The 23,343-nt window shown below is 63.4% G+C and carries 13 protein-coding genes; 2 read left to right on the top strand and 11 right to left on the bottom strand.

Annotation, left to right across the window (positions count from 1 at the left end):
• Positions 1–35: 35 nt before the first annotated feature.
• From ACMGGW_RS00120 to fes, 8 genes are all read right to left on the bottom strand, one after another.
• Positions 36–1,100 (bottom strand): DUF5074 domain-containing protein, encoded by a 1,065-nt coding sequence (locus tag ACMGGW_RS00120; protein WP_197832094.1) that lies wholly within the window; start codon positions 1,098–1,100, stop codon positions 36–38.
• Positions 1,101–1,161: 61 nt separating this feature from the next.
• Positions 1,162–2,022 carry an isochorismatase family protein gene (locus tag ACMGGW_RS00115; RefSeq protein WP_420279114.1) on the bottom strand — a complete coding sequence of 287 codons (861 nt, stop codon included), beginning with the start codon at positions 2,020–2,022 and terminating at the stop codon, positions 1,162–1,164.
• Between the two features lie 3 nt (positions 2,023–2,025).
• Positions 2,026–3,654 (bottom strand): (2,3-dihydroxybenzoyl)adenylate synthase, encoded by a 1,629-nt coding sequence (locus ACMGGW_RS00110; protein ID WP_049204132.1) that lies wholly within the window; start codon positions 3,652–3,654, stop codon positions 2,026–2,028.
• A 7-nt stretch (positions 3,655–3,661) separates the two neighbouring features.
• Positions 3,662–4,867 (bottom strand): isochorismate synthase, encoded by a 1,206-nt coding sequence (locus tag ACMGGW_RS00105; RefSeq protein WP_141997065.1) that lies wholly within the window; start codon positions 4,865–4,867, stop codon positions 3,662–3,664.
• Between the two features lie 212 nt (positions 4,868–5,079).
• Positions 5,080–6,336, bottom strand: a complete 1,257-nt coding sequence (gene entS, locus ACMGGW_RS00100) for an enterobactin transporter EntS (RefSeq protein WP_141997063.1) — start codon at positions 6,334–6,336, stop codon at positions 5,080–5,082.
• A 176-nt stretch (positions 6,337–6,512) separates the two neighbouring features.
• Positions 6,513–10,457 (bottom strand): enterobactin synthase subunit F, encoded by a 3,945-nt coding sequence (locus ACMGGW_RS00095; protein WP_099817639.1) that lies wholly within the window; start codon positions 10,455–10,457, stop codon positions 6,513–6,515.
• Between the two features lie 32 nt (positions 10,458–10,489).
• Positions 10,490–10,696, bottom strand: coding sequence for an MbtH family protein (locus ACMGGW_RS00090; protein WP_099817638.1), 207 nt, complete (start codon positions 10,694–10,696; stop codon positions 10,490–10,492).
• Positions 10,671–12,044, bottom strand: coding sequence for an enterochelin esterase (gene fes, locus ACMGGW_RS00085; protein WP_141997061.1), 1,374 nt, complete (start codon positions 12,042–12,044; stop codon positions 10,671–10,673). The genes ACMGGW_RS00090 and fes overlap by 26 nt, the downstream gene beginning before the upstream one ends.
• Before the next feature lie 284 nt (positions 12,045–12,328).
• Here fes and ACMGGW_RS00080 point away from each other — a divergent pair, with 284 nt between their 5' ends.
• Positions 12,329–14,611, top strand: coding sequence for a TonB-dependent siderophore receptor (locus ACMGGW_RS00080; protein ID WP_089181549.1), 2,283 nt, complete (start codon positions 12,329–12,331; stop codon positions 14,609–14,611).
• 221 nt (positions 14,612–14,832) lie between these two features.
• On the opposite strand, the gene ACMGGW_RS00075 is transcribed toward ACMGGW_RS00080, so the two are convergent.
• The 3 genes from ACMGGW_RS00075 to ACMGGW_RS00065 all read right to left on the bottom strand — a co-directional run bounded on the left by ACMGGW_RS00075 (position 14,833) and on the right by ACMGGW_RS00065 (position 21,195).
• Positions 14,833–16,065, bottom strand: a complete 1,233-nt coding sequence (locus tag ACMGGW_RS00075; RefSeq protein WP_049204090.1) for a YncE family protein — start codon at positions 16,063–16,065, stop codon at positions 14,833–14,835.
• 47 nt (positions 16,066–16,112) lie between these two features.
• Positions 16,113–19,022: a condensation domain-containing protein gene (locus ACMGGW_RS00070; RefSeq protein WP_197833601.1), complete on the bottom strand. Its 2,910-nt coding sequence runs from the start codon at positions 19,020–19,022 to the stop codon at positions 16,113–16,115.
• Positions 19,023–19,101: 79 nt separating this feature from the next.
• Positions 19,102–21,195, bottom strand: a complete 2,094-nt coding sequence (locus ACMGGW_RS00065; RefSeq protein ID WP_025304960.1) for a TonB-dependent receptor — start codon at positions 21,193–21,195, stop codon at positions 19,102–19,104.
• A 535-nt stretch (positions 21,196–21,730) separates the two neighbouring features.
• On the opposite strand from ACMGGW_RS00065, the gene ACMGGW_RS00060 reads away from it, so the two are divergent.
• Positions 21,731–23,341, top strand: coding sequence for a condensation domain-containing protein (locus ACMGGW_RS00060; protein WP_197832092.1), 1,611 nt, complete (start codon positions 21,731–21,733; stop codon positions 23,339–23,341).
• Positions 23,342–23,343 lie beyond the last annotated feature (2 nt).

Below are 23,343 nucleotides of genomic sequence, written 5' to 3'. Positions count from 1 at the left end.
CTTCGCCTGTTCGAGGGGGTTTACCCTGCGCGGGATTATTTCAGCGCTACGCGGATCACGTCGTCCGGCGCGGTCGCTTCTTTCTCGCGGCTGGAAGCCTGCTTGACGCTAACGTACAGCGTCTGGCCGTCCGGCGACAGCGCCAGGCTGTTCGGGTGGGTCGGCGTCTTGATGGTGTTCAGCACCTTGTAGCTCTTGGCGTCGATCACGCTCACTTCACCCGCCTGGCGATGGGTCACGTAAACTTCATTGCGCGCCGGGTTGAACAGCACCGCCAGCGATTCCGGCACGTCGATCTTGCTCAGGATGTTGCCGCTGCGGGTATCCACCACCAGCACCTGTGGCTGCTTGGAATCGGTGATGAACGCGCGATGGGTGGCGGTATCCAGGCTGATGTTCAGGAAGAAGTGCTCTTTAGCCTCATCCAGCTTCTTGCGCGACAGCACCTTGTTGCTCTGGGTATCGATGGTCACCAGCTCGCCGTCGGCGTTGGTGACGTACAGGCGCTTGGCGGCGGCGTCCAGCGCCAGGCCGGTGCCGTATTTGCCGGTGTCGGTCACGGTGGCACGCAGGGTCAGATCCTTGCCATCCACCACCCACACCACGCTGGATTCACCCAGCCCGGTAATGTACAGGGTATCGCTGTCGGCATCCGCCACCAGCTCGCGCGGCGCCAGCGGCTTGACGGTCTCAGAGCGCTGGCGCGCGTCCAGCACCAGGCGGCCTTTCACTTCGCCGCTCTTGGCGTCGATGGCGGTCACCGAGTTATTGACGGTGTTACCGAAGAACAGCGTGCCGGTTTTAGCGTTGACGGCGGCGCCAAACGGCTTGATGTCGTTATGAATAATCTGGGTCACGTCCAGCGTGGTCGGATCCAGGCGGTAAACGATACCGCCCTTGTCCAGCTTGCGGCTCTGCGACGTCGCCAGGTAGAGCGCGTTCTCGCTCGGGCTGTAGGCCATTTCATAGGCGCCCTTGCCAACCGGCTTGCGCAGCACTTCCGGCGCAGTCTGCGCCAGCAACGAGTTGGAGAACAGCAGCGTGGACAGCAGCATCAGCGGGAATGCCGCGCGTTTTCCCTTGGTGATCAAAGCATTCATCGAAATCTCCTTATAGAGCCAACGGGGCAGCCGAGCGGCCGCCCTCTCATCGTTATTAAAATCAGGCTTTCTCTTCGGAAAGCAGCGCCCACCAGCTGTCGATGGTCGGGTTGCGCGCCAGCGCGATAAAGTCGATGTCGCCGCGGATCTTGCGCCAGCGGGTCGCCAGCTCCATGATGCGCACCGAATCCAGGCCATAATCGATCAGGTTTTCATCGTTGCCAATGTCTTCGCTGTCTTCGTCCAGCAGCGGCAGGATCTGCTGACGCAGCGCATCGATGCTGGCAATGCCTGCCGCCGGTAACAGCGACGCGGTGGTCACCACCCGGCCGCAGCGGCCGGCGGTATAGCGCAGCGCCATCAGGTGTTCGTCGCGCGAGAAGTCCGCCAGGCCGTCGGCCACCATGAACGGCTGGATGTTGCGCATGAAGGCGTCAATGGCGGTGGTCAGGCAGCCGATGTGCGCATACACGCCGCAGATGATCAGCTGATCGCGGCCGGACTCCTGCAGGATCTCCTGCAGCGGCGAGCGGTGGAAGGCGCTGTAGCGCCATTTCACCAGCACCGTGTCGTCTTCGTCCGGCGCCAGCGCGGCGGTCACCGCCTGCTGCTCGGGGTGCTTATTCAGGCCCGGCCCCCACATGTCGTTCAACAGCGCGCGGTCTTCATCGCTCTGCTGGTTCGGCTGCGCGGTATAGAACACCGGAATGCCCTGCTGTTTGCAGTAGCGGCGCAGGTTGGCGATGTTCTCCACCACCTGTTTGATCAGCGCGCTGTCTTCGCCCCAGAAATTGAGGAAATACTGCTGCATATCGTGGATCAGCAGCGCGGCGCGCTGCGGTTCTACCTGCCAGGTGACTTTATTTTGCGGCAGTTCGTCCGCCGTCGGCAGCGCGTAGTCATTAAGTTTTGGAATGGCCATCGATTAATCTCCCTGAGCCTGAGTCTGTAGTTGCGCGTCGAGCTGCTGGCGCAGCCGTTTTTTGTCCACTTTGCCGACCGGGGTCAGCGGCAGGCTGTCCACCTGAATAAAGCGATCCGGCAGTTTGAAGTCCGCCACGCCCTGCTCCCGCAGGTGGCGGCGCAGCACCACCGGCTTCAGCGGCGCGTTGGCGATGATATAGGCACAGCTCTTCTCCCCCATCAGCGCGTCCGGCATCGACACCAACGCGGCGTTGATCACGTCCGGATGACGCAGCAGCAGGTTCTCGATCTCCTCGGCGGCGATCTTCTCCCCGCCGCGGTTGATCTGGTCTTTTTGCCGCCCCTGCACGGTGATGTAACCGTCTTCGCTGATGCTGATCAGATCGCCGGAGCAGTAGAAACCGTCAGCGTCGAAGGCGTCGGCGTTGTGCGCCGGGCTCTGGTAGTAACCGCGGAAGGTATAAGGCCCGCGCGTCATCAACCGGCCGACCTCGCCCGCCGGCAACGGATTGCCGTCGTCATCCGCCACCCATACTTCGTCGTCCGGCGACATCGGCCGCCCTTGCGTCGTCAGAATGTGGCGTTCGTCGTCGTCCAGCCGGGTGTAGTTCACCAGCCCTTCCGCCATGCCGAACACCTGCTGCAGTTGGCAGCCGATTTCGTTCTGAATGCGCGCCGCCAGCGTTTCGCCTAGCTTGGCGCCCCCCACCTGCAGCAGTTTCAGGCTGGCAAGCTGGGCATTGCCGCCCCACTCTTCGATCGCCTGCAGCCACAGCGTGACCGCCGGCGGCACCAGCGCCGTCACGTTGATTTGGTGCTGTTCGATCAGGCGGAAGCACTGCGCGGCGTCCGGATCGGCGGCGAACACCACCAACCCAGCGCCATAAAACACGCCCAGCACGCCCGGCGAGCTCATCGGGTAGTTGTGCGCCACCGGCAGCGCGCACAGATAGCGGGTCTGCGCGTCGAAACGGCAGATCTCCACGCTGCGGCGAATGCTGTAGTAGTAGTCATTGTGGGTACGCGGGATCAGCTTCGGCGTACCGGTGCTGCCGCCGGATAGTTGGAAGAACGCCACCTGATCGGCCGCGGAAGGCTGCGCGACAAAACCGTCGCTGGCTTCGTCCAGCCAGGCGGCCAGCGCCAGCTCGCCCTCGGGCTGGCTGCGCAGCGCCACAACCCGCAGCGAAGGATGCGCATCGCGGAAGGCGTTCAGGAATTGATCGTCGGCAAACAGCCCGTGCTGGCGGTCGGCGATCAGCAGCGCCGGTTTGATCTGCTCGGCATAGGCATTCAGTTCGCTGCGCTGATGGCTGAACAGCGCGTTGACCGGCGCCACGCCAATCTTCAGCAGCGCGAAGAACACGATATAAAACTCTGCCACGTTGCCCAGTTGGACCAACGCGGTATCGCCGGATTTCACGCCGCGGCGCAGTAAAGCAGCCGCCAGGCGATCGGAACGCTGCTGCAGCTCGCGGTAGGTCAGGCTGCCCTGGGCATCGATAATCGCCGGGGCGTCGTTGTTGGCCTGGCGGTCGAGGATTTCGGTCAACGGCTTGTCAGTCCAGTAGCCGCGCTCGCGATAGCGGCTGGCGAACTCCGCCGGCCAGGGGGTAAAGGCAATGCTCATCTTGTCGTTATCCTTGATTCATACCAAAGGCACGCAGAATGGTGCTGAGTTTGGTGCCTGTTTCATGCCATTCAGATTCGGGTGAAGAGTCTTCCACGATGCCGGCGCCGGCGAACAGCCGTACCCGGTTGCCGTCAACGGTGCCGCAGCGGATAGTCACAACCCACTCGCCGTTGCCTTCGTCGTCGCACCAACCGACGATGCCGCCGAACAGGCCGCGATCGAACGGCTCCAGCTTGCCGATCAGGGCGTGCGCCTCGGCCGTCGGCATGCCGCACAGCGCCGGCGTCGGGTGCAGCAGGCAGGCCAGCGACAGGGCATTTTCGTCAGGAGACGCCGCCTCGCCGTCGATCGGCGTGGAGAGATGCCACAGCGTCGTGGTGGTCAGCAGTTCAGGGGTGTGCGGCACGTTCAGGTAGCGGCAGCGGCCGGCCAGCACGTCACGCATGCTTTCGGTGACGATGCGATGCTCGTGGCGATCTTTCGCCGAGGCCATCAGCCGCTCCCCCACTTCGCGATCGCGCTGCGGGTCGGCCTCGCGCCGGGCGGAACCGGCCAGCGGGTTAGAATAGAAACGGCCGCTGTCCTGGCGCAGCAGCAGCTCTGGGCTGGCGCCCAACAGCGCGCCCTGCTCCAGCGGCACATGGAAATGGAAACCGTGCGGATTCTGGGCAATCACGCGCGCCATCAGCGCATGGCGATCCACCGGCTGGCGCGTTTCGATCTCCAGCAGGCGCGACAAGACCACTTTATCCAGCTCACCGGCCTTCATCGCGTCGACGGCGTCGCTGACCATCTTCATAAACGGCTGCTGCGGCGGCAGCTCCGCCACGCCGGCCAGTTCAGGGCCGTTCGCCGGCGGCCGAACGCCGGCCATAAAGGCAGCGCGATCGAACCAGCGGCTCTGCTGCGGAATAAACAGCGCCGAAGGCTGCCGGGTATCGAACGGGATGGCACCGCACAGCAGCGGTTTTTTGATACCGGCCTGGCGGGCCTCGGCAAACGCCTGCCGCACGCTGCGCTGGAACTCGCCGTTCAGGTCGGCGCCGTCTGCGGCCGGCAGGCGAATGCGGCTGAAACAACCGGTAGTGGTCAAGCTGCGGAAAGGAGAGGTAAAGAAGAAGCCCGACGCCGGAGAAAAATCAGCGGCGAACCGGTGTTCTTCGCGCTCCTGCATTTCCTTTCGATTGATGTCGTTCACGGCAGTATCCATCGCTTCGCCCTCAAGGATTTGAAGTGATAACCAATATAATAATGATTATCATTTGAGTTAATTCCGCGCTAAATTACTCGCCGATATTTGCTATGTCAATAAACGTAAGCACTTCTTTCATTTCGAAATCATGACATAAACGCTGTGGGTTTTACGCATGCCGATGATAAGCATTGCTATTTGATCCCACAGCGTTGTCTTAACGCGTTCGACTACTTTTCTATAGCGGGCTGCGGCTCCGGTTTGTGCAACGTCACCTGACGCAAACCGGTCATGGCGAACAGCAACAGGATGCCGAGCAGCGCGGCGCCGAAGCCGAAACCGCTGGCGCTCATCGCCGGCAGCATGAAGGCGCCCATCGCCCCCAGCAGCAACGCGCCCAGCGCATCGCCCACCACGTTCTGCGCCGTCCACAGGCCGTTTATGCGGCCGAGGAAGTTGTCCGGCGTCAGGCTCTGGATCAGGCCGTATTGCAGCAGCGAGTTCAGCGCGCTCAGATAGCCGAACGCCACCAGGCACAGCAACGCCAGGCTGTACCACGGCATCAGGCCGAACAGGCCAATGGCGGCGAATGCCGCGATCGCCGTCAGCAGCATCACCCAGCCGGGGCGCGCCACGTGCGCCACGCGCCCGCTGGTGAACGCACCGATGGCCGCGCCGAGCGGCACGGCGGCGTACATATAACCGAGGTGGGCAGCGTCGATGTGCCAGCTTTCCGCCATCGCCGGGTACAGCACGCGCACCGCGCTGGCCATGGTCAGCAGCGCGCCGATCAGCGCCACCATGCCGATCACCTTGTTCTGGAACAGGAAGGCGAAGCCGCCCGCCAGCGCGCGCAGCGGGTGTTCACGCGGCTGCGGTGGCGGCATCAGCTGCGGCAGGCTCAGCAACGGCAGCAGCGTCAGCAGGGTGCCGAACGCCGCCAGGCCATAGTTCCAGGCAATGCCCATATGGGCGATCACCAGGCCGCCAATCGCCGGGGAAAGAATCGAGCCGAAGCGCACCGTCAGCATGCTGATGGCGCCCGCCTGCACGATGTTTTCGCGGCCCACCAGCGCCGGCGTGGCCGCCAGCAGCGCCGTCACCCCCACCGCGCCGAAGAAACCGTCCCACACCGCCAACAGATAAATGGCCGCCAGCGAAGGCGACGGCAACAGGGCATTGAGGCACAGGCCGACGAAGCCGATGCCGCAGGTGGATCGCGCGAACAGGATCAACCGGCGCCGCTCATAGCGATCGGCCAATACGCCCCCCATCAGCAGCCCGGCGAACATGCCGCCGCCGGCCAGCGTCACCGCCAACCCGACCTGCAGGGTGGAACCGGTCAGCGCCTGGATCTGCACCGGGATGGCGATCGCCATCAACCCCAGCGCCACAATGGAGATAAAGCGCGCGCAGAACACCGCGCGGAAAGCCCGGTTAGTTTTCAACAGGCTGAAATCAAGCAGGATGGAGGGTTTGCTACTCATCGGTTGTTCACCACATCTTTAAACGGGGATTCTGCAATTGCGGAGCGCTATGCTAGCACAGATGACGAAATCAATAATGATAATAAAAATCATTGATATTCAATTGTGAGCAACCGCAAGAAACGCCGCCACACGCGGGGTAATCCCCGTGCCTGGCGGCGAGATGACGGGCGCGATCACAGCGTGCGCAAGATCCGGTTCAGCAGCGGCCCCAGCACTTTGAACGACGCCGGCGAAACGATATCGACATGCGCGCAGTCCAGCTCGTGCGCCTGCAGCGCATCGACGTATTGCGACCAGGTCTGCTGCACGTCCATCCCTTCCTGCAGCGTGCGTTTAGCGACGAACAGCGTCGCCTGGCCGTGGAAGCGAGCGGTACGCGTGTGCGACAGCAACCGCACCGAATCGGCGTAGTTGGCTTCGATGTTGTCGAACATCGCCGTGCGCGTCTCGCCCAGCGCCGGATCGAGCGTATCCTGCGACACCGCCAGAAACTGCTCGCGCTCGCGCTGCACTTCCTTCAACACGTTGTCGTCCAGCATCACGTCCCAGTTTTGGGTCTCCGGCGGATAAGTATCCAGCAGGCCGAGGAACGCCACCTCTTCGCCGCGCGCCTGCAGCCGGGCGGCGATGCCCTGGGCCAGCGTGCCGCCCAGCGAGTAGCCGATGAAGTGGTACGGCCCGTGCGGCTGGACCTGCAACACCGTCTGCAGGTGGGCATCCACCACCTGATCCATATCTTCGCTCAGCGCCAGCGGGCCATCCGGCCGCGGTGACTGGATACCGACCAGCGACCAGTGCTGATCGAGATAGCGCGGCAATACGCTGAACTGCCAGGAGAAGCCGGACGCCGGGTGCAGACAGAACAGCGTCGGCCCCTCGGTGACGCGCAGCGGCAATACGCTGTCGAAGCCGCTGCGATCGGCCTCTTCCTGCGTGCGATCTTCCGCCAGCAAGACAGCCAGTTGCTCGACGCGCGACGCCACCATCACCTGGCCGACAGACACCGCCTTGCCCAGATCGCGGCGCAGCTCCGCCGCCAGCCGCATCGCCAGCAGCGAATGGCCGCCGAGCGCGAAGAAATCGTCGTCGGCGAACACCTGCTCGCGCTGCAGCAAACGGGCGAACACCGCCGCGATCTCGCTTTCCAGCCCGGCCTGCGGCGGCCGTCCTGCCTTGCGCTCACCGCCCTGCGGCTGCGGCAAGGCCTTGCGATCCAGCTTGCCGTTGGCACTCAGCGGCAAATCACTCATTTCCACCAGCGCCACCGGTACCATGTGCGGCGGCAGACGGTCGGCCAGGGCCGCGCGCAGGGCTTGCGCATCCCAGCTCGCGCCAGGCTGCATCACCAGATAGCCCACCAGCTGGCGCGCATCGCCGCCGGCATCCACCGGCGTGCCCTGCAGCACCAGCGCGTGCGTCACCGCCTGGCGCACGCCCGGCAGCGACAGCAAGGCGTGGTCGATTTCACTCAGCTCGATACGCTGCCCGCGGATCTTCAGCTGATCGTCACTGCGGCCCAAATATTCCACCGTGCCGTCCGGCAGCCAGCGCGCCACGTCGCCGGTGCGGTACATGCGCCCGCCCTCGCCGAACGGATCGGCGACAAAGCGGCTGGCGGTCAGATCCGGCCGGCCCAGGTAGCCGTGCGCCAGCTGCACGCCGGTCAGATACAGATCGCCCGCCACGCCCGGCGGCACCGGCCGCAGGCGCGCGTCCAGAATGCGCAGCCCGGTGTTCCATACCGGCAGGCCGATCGGCACGTTGGCGCCGGTCACTTTCGCCAGTGCGTCGCCGTAAGCCGGATGCCAGGTCACGTCCACCGCCGCTTCGGTCGGGCCGTAGAGGTTGTGCAACGGCACCGCTGTGCGGCTTTGCCACAGGCGGCACAGCTCCGCCGGCAGCGCTTCGCCGCTGCAGAACACCTGGCGCAGCGCGGCGCAGTTCGCCACCGCCGCGTCGTCGTCCAGTGCGGCCACGAAAGCCGCCAGCATCGACGGCACGAAGTGCATCGTGGTAATGCGGTGTTGTGCGATCAGCTGTTGCAGCTGCTGCGGATCGCGATGCGCCTCCGGCGGCGCCATCACCAGCCGGGCGCCGACCATCAGCGGCCAGAAGAATTCCCACACCGAGACGTCGAAACTGCACGGCGTTTTCTGCAGCACCGCGTCGTCCGCCCCCAGCGGATACTGGTGTTGCATCCACAGTAGGCGGTTGACGATCGCCTGATGGCCGACCAGCACGCCTTTCGGGCGCCCGGTGGAGCCGGAGGTAAAGATGATATAGGCCGCATGGTCCGGCGTCGGGCCCGCGATCGCCACCCCGGCGGCGTGATCGGCCGCCAGCGGCGCGTCATACAGCAAGATTTCGCCCTTGTCGGCGAAACGCGCCTGCTGCGCCGGGTTAGTGATGACCAGCCGGGGCGCGGCGTCTTCCAGCATCATCGCCAGCCGCTCGTCCGGATAACCGGTGTCCAGCGGCAGATAGGCGGCGCCCGCTTCCACGATCGCCATCAACGCCAGCGACAGGAACACCGAACGCGGCAGCGCCACCGCCACGATGTCGCCCGGCCGCACGCCCTGCGCCACCAGCTCGCGCGCCAGCGCCGTAACCTGCTCGCGCGTTTCGCGGTAGGTGAAATTGAAATGCGCATCCGCCAGCGCCGGTGCGTCCGGCGTGGTTTGCGCCTGCTGCGCCAGCAACTGGCTCAGCGTGGTCGCCGGCACCGGGTGCGCCGTGTCGTTGACCCGCGCCAGCAGCGCGTGATCGTCGGCGGTCAGCATATCGGCTTCGCCGATCGGCAACGTTGCCTGCGCGGCGAACTGCGCCAGCAGCAGCGGCAACCGCTGCAGGTGCGCCTGCAGTTCCTGGCGGCTGTAACGCTCGGCGTTGGCCAGCAGCTCCACCTTCAGCTGATGGTGTTCGTCGATAAACAGCGCAATCTCCAGATCGCGCACCGGCCCGGAGGCCAGATCGTGGGTAATGCCTTCGATACCGGCGAAATCCAGCTGGTAATCGAACATTTTGAAGTTGAAGACCGTGCCGTACAGCGGTTCGCCGTCGCCGATGCGGCCCAGATCGCGCTGCACCTGTTCGGCGTCGTAGCGCTGATGGCGGCGCACCGTTTTCAGCTCGCGGCTGATGCGGGTGGCAGCCTCATACAGCGTGGCCTGCGGCTCGAGGTGCATCTCCATCGGCAACACGTTGATCACCGGGCCGGCAGCGCACAGGGCGGCCGATCCGGTGCGGCGCATAAAGATAAAACCGGCGCTGAAGCTCGGTTGGCCGCTCAGGCGCGATACCCACAGCGCCACCAGCGCCACCGCCATATCGGCGGCGTTCAGCTTCTGCTGTGCGCCACACTGCACCAGTTCGGCGAAGGCCTGCGGATCGCAGCGCTGTTCCAATCGATGGATGCGCGGCGTGGGCGTTTGCCCAGCCAGCGGCTGCGGGCAGAGCGTGGCCGGCGGCGGCAACTGCCGCGCTTTTTCGCGCCAGAAATCGGCGTCGCGTTGCCAGGCCGGCGCCTGCCGGTAAGCCTGGTATTCCGCCACTACGTCGCTGAACGCCGTGAAAGGCGTCGGCTCCAGCGCGTCACCGCGGCAAAGGTGGGTATAAATCGCCGCCACGCGGCGCGCGATGGCGGTGAAGCTGAAACCGTCCACCAGCAAATGGTGATAGCGCTGATACCAGAACCAACGGTCATCCGCCAGGCGCATCACCACATGGCGATACAGCGGTGCGCCGCTGCCGGCGCGCAGATCGCTCGCCAGATCGATGTCCATCAGGGCACGCGCGGCGGCTTCAGGGTCCGGCGACGTCGTCAGATCGACAAGTTCCGGCTCGTACACCGCCAGCGCGTCGTCCAGCCATTGCACCGGCACGCCGTCGCGTTCCGCAAAACGCAGGCGCAGCATGTCCACCTCGCTCAGGCCCTGGATGATGGCCTGCAGCAGAGGCTCTACGGTGACAGGGCCGTTGAGTTCGATGGCATGTGCGACCGCGTAGGCGTTGCGATGCGGGGAGATTTGATCGGCGACCCAGATGCCGGGTTGCGCCGCGACCAACGGCCATTCGCCCGCAAGCGCCGGGCCGCTGAGAGAGTTAGGGGTGTGTGACACTGCTTATTGCTCCCGTGATTACCTGGCGCCGGTCACGCCTCGCGTGCTGCGACCGGCAGAATGTCTTGCCAATGCTGTTCCAGCCATTCGGCGCACGCGGTGTGCGCCGCCGGGCCAAAGACGATCGTCCAATCGGACGGAATGGCGCGGAAATCCGGCCACAAACTGTATTGTTGTTGTACGTTGCGCAGCACCAGGCTGCGCTGCTGTTGATCATCGAACGGATTCAGGCTTTCCATCATGTGTTCCTCGTGCCGCCGCCGATGCCGGGTAAGCGGTGGCGAAAGCGGAAGCCCAGACCGCCTGCAGCCCATCGGTCAGGCCGCTGCGCCAACACAACGCGTCGTGCCCGCCTTCCACCACCCGGTAGTGCACCCGATGGCCGGCGTCACTCAGGCGTGCCGCCATTTCGCCGCTGACCCGATGCACCAGCTTTTCCTGCGTACCGGCTTCCATAAATACCTTCAGCGCGCCGTGGTTGCCCAAGCCGTGCCGTTCTACCTGTTGCATCAGCCAGCAGGCGTCGTCGGGAATGCTCGGCAGCTGCAGCATGTCGCGCCGCGGCCACCAGTAGGAACCGGACTGGGTGATCACCGCGCCGAAGCGCTGCGGCCAGCGCAGCCCGGCATACAGGGAAGCCAGGCCGCCAAAGCTTTGCCCCGCCACCACCGTGTCGGCCGGTTTGTCGCTGTGCGGCGCCCAGTCGGCCAGCTGCGGCATCAATTCTTCCTGCACCGCCAGCCAGAAATCGTCCTTGCAGGTTAATTCTCGCGCCCGGTGCGGCAGATCAATGATGTCGATCAGCACATACACCGCTTCCGGCAACGCCCCCTCGCGGGTCAGCTGCATCAGCGGCTCCCAAACCGGCATCTGCTTCGCCCAGAACTGGCCGTCGAGCAGGATCGCGAGCGGGCGCTCGGCCGGCTTACTGTCGCCGGTCGTGTAGATCCAGACATCGCGGCTGTTGCCCAGGCGCTCACTGCACCAGGTATGGCGCTGCAAACGCGCCGGCAGCGGCGGCGTGCAGCGCCCGCTGGCGATCTCATACTCGTCGAACGAGCGCCATACCGGCTGCGGCGGCGCATCCGGCATGTGCAGGCCGGAGACGCTGTGGCCGCTGGCGCTTTGCCAGGAGCGATAAGGGTTGAGCAGATCGGGGGTGGCGCTGGCGAACACCTGATGCCACCAGTGGCGCAGGTTGTGCATGTTGGCGTGCGCATCGTCGCCGCTGAACGCCGGCGGCCGCTCGTCAAAACAGGGGATAAAGCAGTAGCTGCCGCGCCAGGCGCCGCTCAGCTCGGTCTGCCAGTACCACACGTCGGTACCGGCCAAACGCTGCAGGCTTTGCGGCGGATTCGGCTGGTGATGGTCGGTCAAGCAGTTAATGTTAATCCACACGCGACGGTAGGCGGAGGTCAATTCGCATCCCTGAGGATCGCGCCAGAAAAAGGTGGTTCGCCAGCGGCCGTTACCCGCCGGTTCTACCCATGGCGTACCGCGCCGTGCCACCGTCAACCACCACCCTGGACTGCCCGCATTGCTGCTGGCCAATAATCTGCTGCTTTCTGACTGTAGTTCTGTATTCACAACGCCTACCCATTTTGTAGTTGGCGGCACCGGGAACGTCGACTTTTCCCTATCGCCGGCCACCGCCCGAACGCACTGTACGCCAAATACTATTGATAATAATTTGCATTTGCAATAGTGTGTAAGGCTTGGAGATCGTGCTGGTATTGCGCGCAACGGACAGGGATCGGGGATACATCAATGGCATCCCTTGCCGCAGCCGATTTTCTATTTCCGACTACACAAAAACTACAACCGCCCTTCCCCCCGTTCGGCGAGGGATGGCAGCAAGGTAGGACACTCAAATGAAAAGCAAGCTATCACGTTATTCTTTAGCCACTCTTATCGGCTTGGGATTGGGCGCGTCCGCGTTCGCCAACGCCGCGCAGCAGACCGACACCCCCACCACGGAAGAAAACAGCGGCACAGCGGATAAAAAGCCGCGCGGCGAAGACACCATCGTCGTGACCGCCGCCCGGCAGAACCTGCAGGCGCCGGGGGTGTCCACCATCACCGCCGAAGAGATCAAAAAACGCCCGCCGGCGCGCGACATCAGCGAACTGATCCGCACCATGCCCGGGGTTAACCTGACCGGCAACTCCACCAGCGGCCAGCGCGGCAACAATCGCCAGATCGATATCCGCGGCATGGGCCCGGAAAACACCCTGATTCTGATCGACGGCAAACCGGCCTCCAGCCGCAACTCGGTGCGTCAGGGCTGGCGCGGCGAGCGCGACTCGCGCGGCGATACCGCCTGGGTGCCGCCAGAAATGATCGAGCGCATCGAAGTACTGCGCGGCCCTGCCGCAGCGCGCTACGGCAACGGCGCCGCGGGCGGCGTGGTCAACATCATCACCAAGAAGGCCGGTGATGCGCTGCACGGCTCGCTGAACGGCTACTTCAACGTGCCGCAGCACAAGCAGGAAGGCGCTACCAAGCGCACCGACTTCAGCCTGTCCGGCCCGCTGAGCGACTCCCTGAGCTTCCGCCTGTTCGGCGGCTACAGCAAAACGCAGGCCGACGCCTGGGACATTAACGAATCACACAAGTCCGAACGCGTAGGCGCCTACGCCAACAGCCTGCCCGCCGGGCGTGAAGGGGTGGTCGATAAAAACATCGACGCCTTGCTGCACTGGGACTTCGCCCATCTGCAGTCATTGGAGTTCGAGTATGCCTACGGCCGCCAGGGCAACCTGTATTCTGGCGATACCCAGAACACCAACACCAATGCCCTGGTGCAGAGCAACTACGGCAAAGAGACCAACCGCATCTACCGTGAAACCTTCGGCCTGACCCACCGCGGCGCCTGGGACAACGGCGTGAGCACCAACAACTACGTGCAGTTCGAGCGCACCCGCAATACCCGCCTGAACGAGGGCTTGGCCGGCGGCACCGAAGGCATCTTCGACACCAAAAACACCGGTTTCGGCACCACCAAGCTGGACGACTTCCTGGCGCACAGCGAAGTCAGCGTGCCGTTTGAGCTGGGCGTCGCGCAAACCGCTACGCTGGGTACCGAGTGGACCCAACAGCGGATGAAAGACGGCACGTCCACCAGCCAAACGCTGATGGGCGGCACTATTCCCGGCATGGGCAACGGCACGCGCAGCCCTTACGCTTCCGCGCATATCTTCTCGCTGTTCGCCGAAGACAACATCGAGCTGACCGACACCACCATGCTGACGCCGGGTCTGCGTTACGATCTGCATTCAGAATCCGGCAACAACTGGAGCCCGGCGCTGAACCTGTCGCAGGAACTGGGCGACTACTTCACGCTGAAAATGGGCATCGCCCGTTCTTACAAGGCGCCGACCCTGTACCAGACCAACGGCAACTACCTGCTGTACAGCAAAGGCCAAGGGTGTGCGGGCAGCGATGTCAGAAACGGCTGCTACCTGCTCGGTAACGACGATCTGAAGGCGGAAACCAGCGTCAACAAAGAGATCGGGCTGGAGTTCCATAACGAAGGCTGGCTGGCCGGCGTCACCTACTTCCGCAACGATTACCACAACAAGATTGAAGCGGGTAACTCGCGCATCGCCACCAGCAGCACCGGTACGGCGGTCTATCAGTGGGAGAACGTACCGAAAGCGGTCGTACAAGGGCTGGAAGGCTCGTTGAACGTGCCGGTCAGTGAGACCGTCACCTGGAGCAACAACGCCACCTACATGATCGAGAACAAGAACAAGACCACCGGCGATTACCTGTCGGTGATCCCGAAGTTCACCGTCAACTCGACCCTCAGTTGGCAGGCTACGCAGGATCTGTCGATGCAGTCCACCCTGACCTGGTACGGCCGTCAGAAGCCGAAGAAGTACAACTACCAGGGTAAACCGGCCACCGGCGGCGAAACCCGCGAGGTTAGCCCTTACGCCGTCGTCGGCGCCAGTGCGACCTATGACCTGACCAAAAACGTCAGCGTCACTGCCGGCATCGACAACCTGTTCGACAAACGCCAGTTCCGCGCCGGTAACGCGCAGAACGTGGGCGACCCGATTACCGGCGCGATCAACATCGCCGGCGCGGGCGCGGCCACCTACAACGAACCGGGCCGTACCTACTACATGAGCATCAACACCCACTTCTGATGACATGACCCAACGACAAAGGGGGGGCTCAGCCCCCCTTGAGGTAAATGACAAAGCGGATGACGTTGCCGGGCTTTCATTAGGCGACAGATAGAAAACAAGGAAAATCAATTCATTGATCTTCGGCTGATAACCACAAAGGAGGAAAAACCACGCTTTTTCCTCCTTTGTCAGCCACTAGAAAGGGCGCCGCGGCGCCCTTTTTTTATCTTTATATTCAGTTATTTGGTGTGTAGTTGAATACGCACCACGCTTTCCGGCTTGCCGGCCTTGGTGGAAGCGCCGTCGTTTTTCACCGTCACAAACAGCGCGTCGCCTTTCGGATCCAACGCCAGGCTGTTAGGGTGCGGCGGCAGGTCTACGGTTTGCAGGCGCTTGAGCGTTTTGGCGTCGAACACCGTCAGCGTGCCGGCGCCGTGATCCACGCGCACGCCTTTGCGGTTGGCGACATACAGCCGCTGGCTGCGCTCGTCGAGCAGCAGGCCGATCGGCACCTCATCCGTCAGCTCGCTGGCCAGCACTTTGCCGCTATCCGCATCCAGCGCAAACACCCGGTGGCCACTGCTGCGCTTCACGTAGTCGTGCCCCAGATGATGGTTACGGTAGTCGTCGCGATCGATGCCCTGATCGACGCCCAGCAGGCGATTGCTCGCCGGGTCATACACCAGGTTTAGCAGCTGATCGGCCTGTACTTCGTGGGTGGCGGTGATCGCCAGCGTGTCAGCGTTCAGGGTGATCACCTGCCCCTGCATGTTGGAGACGAATACCCGACGGCCCTTCTCATCCAGCGTGATGCCCACCGCGTTGTAGCCGAAGCCCGGGATCACTTTCTCCAGCTTGCCGGCTTTGGTATCGACCACGTACAGCACGCTGTCGACGCCAAAGCCCAGGCCCGGCAGGAACAGACGGCCGCTTTGCGCGTCATACTTGAGCTCGCGGAGGCGGTACAGGTAGTCCTCGGTGATTTTGAATTTCTTCAGCTCCGCCAACAGGAAGTCCAGGCGCTTGCCGCTGATGCCCGCCTGCTTGTAAGCCTGCTCCAGCACCGCTTTGTCCAGCAGCTTGATGCTGCCCAGCGCGTGGTTGGTAGTGGTGTCCACCACCCCGACTTCGCCGTTGAAGGCCTGCGTCAGGTACAGGCGATTGCCCGCGTCGTTCAGCGCCACGCCGAAGCCTTTCACCTGCAGTGGGATCTCTGCCTTGATCGCCAGGGTGTTGGGATCCAGCCGCAGCACGCGGGAGCGCGCCTCTTCCTTCCAGTCCGGCGCGCTGACGAACAGCGCCTGTTGCGAGGTGCTGTAGGCCATCTCCACCACCGTCGACGATAGCGCCTCGCGCTTGATGTCCTGCGGTTTGATGCCGACATCGTCCGCCTGCGCGGCGCCGGCGACCACCAGAGAGGCCGCCACCAGCAGCGACAGTAGCGCGCGCGGGGTTGCTAGGGTTCCAGACATCCTTTTATCTCCTTGAAAATCATGCTTTCGGTTAGAGTGAAACAACGTCATGCCTGCGGCCCGGGCGGCAGCGCCGCCAGAGCGATATCGCCAGCGATGTGCTGCGCAAACTGGGTAAAGACGTGCTGAACGCCATCGGCGATCAGATTGGCCTGCTCCCGGCTGTAGTGGTCCTGACGGTAGGTCATCATCACCCGCAGGGATTTCTTCCCGGCCAGATCGTCTTCCATCACCTCAAACTGCAGGCCGAGCAACGATTCGGCTTTCTCCGGCTCCACCTGACGGTAGGCGATCGCACTGCCGTCCTGCAGCCGGAACTCGCCGTTCAGCTTGATGCGGCTATGGATCTGGATGAACACTTCGAACATGTGGTTCTTGCGGTCGGCGTCCACGCCGAACAGCCCTTCTTCCACCAGATCGATCGGAATGTCGGTGTACGGCAGCGAGCCATTGATGGTGTTTTTCACCTGGCTGACCAACCCGGCCACCGTCAGCCCCTCGTCGAAGCGCACGCGGTGCACCACCACGGTGGTGAAATAGCCGACGGTATCGAAGAACTCGGCGTCGTTACGGCCGGAAGTCGAGGTGCCCACCAGCAGATCCGCCGGGCCGCCCAGCAGACGCAGCGCCGAGGTAATCCCGGCATACACCACGTTGAACAGCGACGCGTTGTTGCGGCGGGCAAGCTGATACAGGCCTTCCGCCACGGCAGGATCGACCTCGAACTCCAGCCAGCCGCCGTTGACGTCCGCCGGTGCCGGCACCGCCGGATGGGTGGATGCTTCTTGCCGGAAGATCGGCTGGCCGACCGGCGCGCCGCGCAGCGCATCAAGCCAGTAGTCCAGATGTTGCTGCTGCACCCCGGAGGCCCGCTGCTGCCGGGCGAAAGTGTGGAACTGCGGCGGCTGCCCGCTCCACTGCGGCGCCTGGCCGACGACGCGATGGCGATAGGCGATGCCCAATTCGTCCATCATCAGGTTGAGCGACCATTCATCCAGCACCACATGGTGGAACAGCAACGACAGCAGCTGTTGGCCGTTGTCCGCATCGCGCAGCAGCGTGGCGCGCAGCGGCAGCTCGGCGGCCAGATCGAACCGGTGCTGGCCGGCGTCGGCCAACAGGGCGGCGGCATTACCCGCTGGCGTCTCGTGAGAGAAGCGGAACCACTGATAATCCGGCAGTTCTGCGGCCGGCACCACCACCTGCACCACCTCCCCCTGCTGCTCGACAAAGCGTGAACGCAGCACGGTATGGCGAGTCATGACGTCGATAAACGCCTGGTGCAGCGCCGTTTCGTCCACCGCATCGAAGAAGCGCAGAGAGAACGGCAGGTTGAAAATCTCATCATGGCCGAAGGCTTCATACACCTTCCACAGCGATTCCTGCGCCAGCGACAGCGGCGCCTGCGCCCCCTCATGATCGTCGGCGATGGCTAGCGCGGCATTCGGCTGCGCAACGTTCAGGCGTTTGGCGTAGCCCGCCAACCCACGCGCCGTCGGATGGCTGAACAGATCGTTAATGTTGATTTCGATCTGATGCAGGCTCAGCAAACGGCCGATCACCCGGGTAGCGACCAGCGAATGGCCGCCGCGATCGAAGAAGTCTTCATCCAGGGTCATTTCCGGCGCCACCAGCGCCTCACGGAACTCCTGCAAAATCAGCGGCGCAACGCTTTCGTCGGCGTCGCCGTTCGCCGCCGGCGCGGCCATCGCCGGGGAAACGGCCTCAGCCACCGGCAATGCGACGGCAATTCGCTGCCCGGCCAGGAACGCGCTGAACTGCTCCAGCAGGAAAGGCGCCGCGTGCGGAGACAGGCGCGGGTCGGTGACCAGCTCCAGCGTTAACGCTTCCGCTTCGGGCAAGCCCAATAGCAGCGCCAGTTCGAACGGCGTATGCAGCGGCGGCAGCAACAGGCGTTCGGCGTGAACGCCTTCCAGCCGCCACTCTGCGGCCAGATCGTCACGCCAGGCCACCAGCAGCTGCGCCCGCTGCGGATCCGGCTGTTCAGCCACGGCCTGCGCCAGCAGCCGCTGCCCGACGTCGCCCTCGCCATGCTGCACGGTCAGGCGCATCAGCGGCGCCGCCGTCAGGCCCAGATCCAGGCCGACGAACTCTGCCGTTTCTGCGGCCGGCACGCACAGCTGCACCGCTTGGCCGCCGGCCTGCGCGGCGACGAACTCGGCAAACCGCGCCGCCACCGCCGCCAGCAAGGCCCGCGGCGTGTCGTTGGCGGGCAACAGCGAGCGATCAATGCGTGTGACCACGCGCGCGCCCACCGGCGGCAACGCTTCAGTACGCTGCGCCGGGCTGCGGTAATCCTGCAGCGAGACCGCCTGGCGCGCCCAGGGCAGCTGTGGCGCCGGGATTTCCGGCAGCTCGACCGGCGCCGCCGCGAAAGGCAGAGGCATCGCATCTCCGTTATAGCGGGCGGACAGCATCGCCGGCAGATGGCGCCACGGCAGCGCTTCCGCCAGGATGTCATGCAATACCACGCCCAAAATCACGTCATCGGCAGGCGTGAGCAACAGCAGGCAGCGCAGCGGCGCTTCGCTTTCCAGTTCAAATGGCGCCGCCTGCACTTGCAGCAGACGACAAATGGCGTGTTGTTCATCCGCCACCTGACGCAGGCTCACCGGCAACGGCGCCGAATCGGCAGCGCGTTTAACCAAACCGTTTTCGTCATCAAAAACGTAACGCACGTTCACGCCCGGCGTTTCCCGCACCAGCGCTTGCAGCGCCGCCGTCAGTTGGGCGATATCCACCTCTCCCGTCAGGCGCCAGGCCAGCGCCCGCTGCCCGCGTGCGTCACCCTGCTGCAGATGGGCAAACCATGCCCGCTCTTCGGCTTCGCTCACCGGCCGATCGCCGTTCGCCGACGCCGCGCCCAGCGCCTGAAACGCGCTCTCCAGCCGCTGGGCCTCTTCATCGCTCAGAATGCTGTCAAAATCACCGATCACTGCGTTATCTCCTTTGCCCGGCCGTGCCGGGATAGCGCATAAAACGGGGGACATTCGTCCCCCCATCATCGCGATAGCGTTAGAAATTCAGCTCAACCGCCGCGCCGACCAGGCGGCCTCGCTGGAGAGTCGCCGTGTAAATGTCATTGCTTCTGACCATCTCACGACGGTCGGAATCAAACAGGTTTTTCGCATACAGCGTGGCGCGACCGTAGTCGAAGGTGTAAGCCAGCTGGGCGTTAGCCGTCCAATAGGAGCCGATGCGCCCGCGCGAGTCGTTGTCGTATTGCGAATAGTAGGAGTCGGTAAACGCCACGTTGCTGCTCAGCTCCCATCCTTTCAGGAACTGATATTTGGCCCCCATGTTGGCGGTGTAAGCCGGTGCGCGCGCCAGCTCATGCCCTTCCACGCCGCTGCCCGAGAACTTCTTGATGTCGGTTTTCAGCAGGCCGAGGTTGCCGAACAGCTCGAAATCCCAGCGCGGCTGCCAGGTGGCGCCGATTTCCGCACCGTAGGTTTCCACCTTGTCGGCGTTGCGGATCACGCTGGAGTTCTCACCCAGCGAGTACGGCAGCTGCATGTCTTTGTAATCGTTGTAGAAGATGTTACCTGTCAGCACCACGTTGGCGTCTTTCAGGTGATGGCGGGTGTACAACTCGTAGTTCCAGACATACTCGGAACCGTAGGTGTAGCTGACCACCGGCGTGCCGATCGTGATGCCGCCGCCGCCGGCGTTATAGCCGCGGGCGATCTTGGCACCGTAGGTTTGGGTATCCGTCGGTTTCCAGGCCACGTCCAGCTTCGGCAGGAACACGGTGTAGGTTTCGTCGAAATCGATGCGCACCGCCTGGCTGCCGCCGTCGCGGCGACGGTGTTCGCGTTCCAGGCGGCTGGCGGCAGTCACGTCCACCTGCGGCGTCAGCGCATAGGTCAGCTCGGCGAACGCCGAATGGGTATCGGTTTTATCTTTGAAGGTCGATCCGCCGAAGATGTTGACGAACTCATCCTGCGTGCCGTGGAAGTAACGCAGCCCCGCTAGCCCGTGCAGGCGGCTGTCCGCACCGCCGAAGCGCACCACCGGCTCCACGTGAACTTCCTGGCCGTCGATCTCGGCGTATTGGATGTTGTAAGCGGTCGGACGGTTGATGTTGAAATCGGTATAGATAACGCGGTTTTCAAACGTCAGCGCATCAGAGGCCTCCCAGGCCAGATCCCAGATGGTGCTGTTCATGTTGCTTTTGAACACGGCGCGGCGCGGATCGTGGCGCGGGTTGGTCGGATGCGGCTGCGGGTTGAGGCTTTCGTTCTGTGGCGCGGTGCTGCCGAAGTGGTTAAAGGTCAGCTTGGTGGTCAGATCGCGCAGGCCGGCCGGATTGAACAACAGCTTGGCACGGGCGGTGGTGGCTTCCACTTCGCGTGGATCGCCCACCGGCGCATAGGCCGGCAGATCGGCTTCGCTGCGGCGGCGCTGGCGATCGACGCTGACGCGGAACGCCAGCTGATCTTCCACCAGCGGGCCGGACGCCATGGCGGCCAGCTGTGAAGAGTGCTGGTTGCCGGCCCCGCCCTTGAAGGCGCTTTCCCATTCGAAGGTCGGATCTTTACTGGCCATGACGATGGCGCCGGCGATGGCGTTGCGCCCCTGAATGTAGCTTTGCGGGCCGAGGAACACTTCGACGCGATCCAGATCCCACAGCGACTGTGGGCCGAAAGCCTGTTCGTTATAGGTCAGCGAACGGCCATCCAACGACAGATTGAGGCGCGGACGGGTGCCGCTGAGGAAGGCATTGGCGCCAACGTTCGGGCCGGAACCGTCGATGCCGCGCACGGTCGGCAGTTCGTTGCCGATGCCTAGATCCACCACGTTGGGGGTCATGCGCAGCAGATCGGGGATCTGCACTGCGTCAGGCATCGAGGCGATGCGGTTGCTGTCGAACACCTGCACGCTGGAGCCGGTGTCGAAAATGGAACGTTTGATCTTCTCACCGGTGACCAGCAGCGTTTCCGCGTCCTGGTAGGTTTCGTTGCTCTTGGTTTCCGCCGCGTTGACGTTACCGATCGCCAGTGAACAAACCCCTAAAAATACGGAGGAAAACGCCCCAATGGCTTTCAACCCCGCCTTTTCCCCGTTTCCTACGCTTTCATGCCGTTGAGCCGCAAAATGCTTGCCCATAGATGTCTTCTCCTTTCATCCCAGAGGTGCACAAAATTTGATTTTTTTTTACACAACCTACATCGACACTCACACAGACCATGACGCTGCGGCCTTCCCGGCCTTGCTGTTGCTTATCCCTGCGGCAAACCCATGCCTTTCGCGGCCGGACGGGCGCGGCCCCGTCCACGGCTAAGCCGCCGGCGGAGCGGCCGGCAGCTTGTATAAAAACGTAAAATAATGTTAAGAATGATAATATTTTGCATTTTCTAATGCAAATCATTATCAACAAAGGTGTGAGGCCTGACAAGATAACTGCCAGAAACCCTTATACTTTCGCAGGAAAAACGAGCGCTGCAATAACAAGCAATCATTTCAATGCTAAGAATAATATAGATAAATTATTCACACCCAATGCCCTCACTGCCCGGCGTCGCTAAAACGCCTTATAGATAGCACCCGATCGCCAAATGGATCAAATAATAATAATTTTCATTCCTATTAACATTTGGATATATTCTTGCAGTCTCGTTGGCTGAATCAAAATGGATACCCGATGAAAGCTTTGACCACGATGCAGGCCGCCTATTGGGTAGGCCGACAGTCCGCTCCTCCCCTCGGCGGCATGGCCGCCCACCTGTATGCGGAATTCGACGGCGGCGAGCTGGATACCGCTCGGCTGCGCCAGGCCGTCGAGGCGCTGTACCTGCACCATCCGCTGTTACGCCTGCGCATTACCGACGATGGCCGGCAGACGATCGCGCCTCCCGGCCCTCGGCACGCCTTGCATCTCGACGATTGGCAGCACGCCGATGAAGCAACGCTGGCAGCCGCGCTCGCCGCCAAACGCCAGGCAAAAAGCACCCAGCTGCTGCCGCTGGAACAGGGCGTGCCCTGCGATATCAGCCTGAGCCTGTTGCCGGAAGGGCGCAGCCGCCTGCATGTCGATCTCGACATGATCGCCGGCGATGCCATGAGCTTTCGCCTGTTGATGGAGGATCTGACGGCGTTTTATCACCAGTGTCCGCTGCCCCCCTCCGATGACGCACCAGCGGCCTACTTTGATCACCTCGAACGACGCGACGCCGACGAGGCGCTACGCCAGCGGCGCGAACGCGGCCAGCGTTGGTGGCGTGAACGCCTGGCGCAGGTGCCCCCGGCGCCGCGCCTGCTGCGCACGCCGGACCGCTGCCGCAGCGATCGCCTGGCCGTACAGCTGAATGCAGAAGAAAGCCGCGCGCTGGAGAATGTCGCCAAGCGGCACCACACCTCCCTCTCTACGCTGTTTTTAGCGCTGTTCGCACTGGCCGTCGGCCAGGGTTGGAATATGACGCGCTTCCGGCTCAACGTGCCGCTGTTCCACCGCGAAAGCGAACGGGAGGACGCGCATCGTCTTATCGGCGATTTCTCTAACCTGGTGCTGCTCGGCGTGGAGCTGAACCCGACGGAAAACCTGAGCGCTTTCTGCCGGCGCCTGATGGCACAGCTGGCAGAGCTTATCGAACATGCGGATTACCCCGGCGTGAGCGTGATGCGCGATCTGTCGCGCCTGCACGGCAGCCTGCAGCCTTCTCCGGTGGTGTTTACCGCCGGTTTCGGCATCCGCGGCAAGACGCTGTTTTCCGAACGGGTCACCGACACCTTCGGCCGTCTCGGCTGGGTCATCTCTCAAGGACCGCAGGTTGCGCTGGATGCGCAGGTCGCCCACGTCGACGACGGCATTCTGATTAACTGGGACGTGCGGCTGGACGCATTCCCCGAGCACGCGCTGCCGCGCCTGCTGGCCTGTTATCGTGCGCTGCTGCACCTGGCCGCACGGCAAGCGGAGGCGTTCGATCGCCCGCTGTCACAGCTGTTGGCGCAATGCACACCCGACGCGCTGGCGCAGCAGGCACCGGTGCGCCAGGTGCTGCACCGGCTGCTGGCGCGGGTGGCTCCCGAGGCCAGCTTGCACGACCACGACGATATCCACCGCTTGGCCCTGCCGGATGCTGGGGTGAACGCGCTGCTGACGGTGCTCAACAAATATCTGGCGGCGGCGCTGACGGCGCAGGATCTGGCGGCGCATCCCTCTCCGGCGGCGCTGGCGGCATTGATCTGCCAACGCTCGCCCGAGGCAGGACGGAATGCGAAAACGCTGCTCGCCGCGCTGGCGCCGCAGCACTGAGA

The organism is Serratia sp. BNK-4 (genome assembly GCF_048685115.1).
GTDB lineage: Bacteria > Pseudomonadota > Gammaproteobacteria > Enterobacterales > Enterobacteriaceae > Serratia > Serratia bockelmannii.
Note: the sequence above shows the minus strand (reverse complement) of the source record. Positions and strands in the feature narration are given on the sequence as shown.

What these genes read in the sequence shown, in the direction of transcription:
- ACMGGW_RS00120 (WP_197832094.1), bottom strand. Translation starts at nt 1,100, where the DNA reads ATGAATGCTTTGATCACCAAGGGAAAACGCGCGGCATTCCCGCTGATG.
- ACMGGW_RS00115 (WP_420279114.1), bottom strand. Translation starts at nt 2,022, where the DNA reads ATGGCCATTCCAAAACTTAATGACTACGCGCTGCCGACGGCGGACGAA.
- ACMGGW_RS00110 (WP_049204132.1), bottom strand. Translation starts at nt 3,654, where the DNA reads ATGAGCATTGCCTTTACCCCCTGGCCGGCGGAGTTCGCCAGCCGCTAT.
- ACMGGW_RS00105 (WP_141997065.1), bottom strand. Translation starts at nt 4,867, where the DNA reads ATGGATACTGCCGTGAACGACATCAATCGAAAGGAAATGCAGGAGCGC.
- entS (WP_141997063.1), bottom strand. Translation starts at nt 6,336, where the DNA reads ATGAGTAGCAAACCCTCCATCCTGCTTGATTTCAGCCTGTTGAAAACT.
- ACMGGW_RS00090 (WP_099817638.1), bottom strand. Translation starts at nt 10,696, where the DNA reads ATGGAAAGCCTGAATCCGTTCGATGATCAACAGCAGCGCAGCCTGGTG.
- ACMGGW_RS00080 (WP_089181549.1), top strand. Translation starts at nt 12,329, where the DNA reads ATGAAAAGCAAGCTATCACGTTATTCTTTAGCCACTCTTATCGGCTTG.
- ACMGGW_RS00075 (WP_049204090.1), bottom strand. Translation starts at nt 16,065, where the DNA reads ATGTCTGGAACCCTAGCAACCCCGCGCGCGCTACTGTCGCTGCTGGTG.
- ACMGGW_RS00065 (WP_025304960.1), bottom strand. Translation starts at nt 21,195, where the DNA reads ATGGGCAAGCATTTTGCGGCTCAACGGCATGAAAGCGTAGGAAACGGG.
- ACMGGW_RS00060 (WP_197832092.1), top strand. Translation starts at nt 21,731, where the DNA reads ATGAAAGCTTTGACCACGATGCAGGCCGCCTATTGGGTAGGCCGACAG.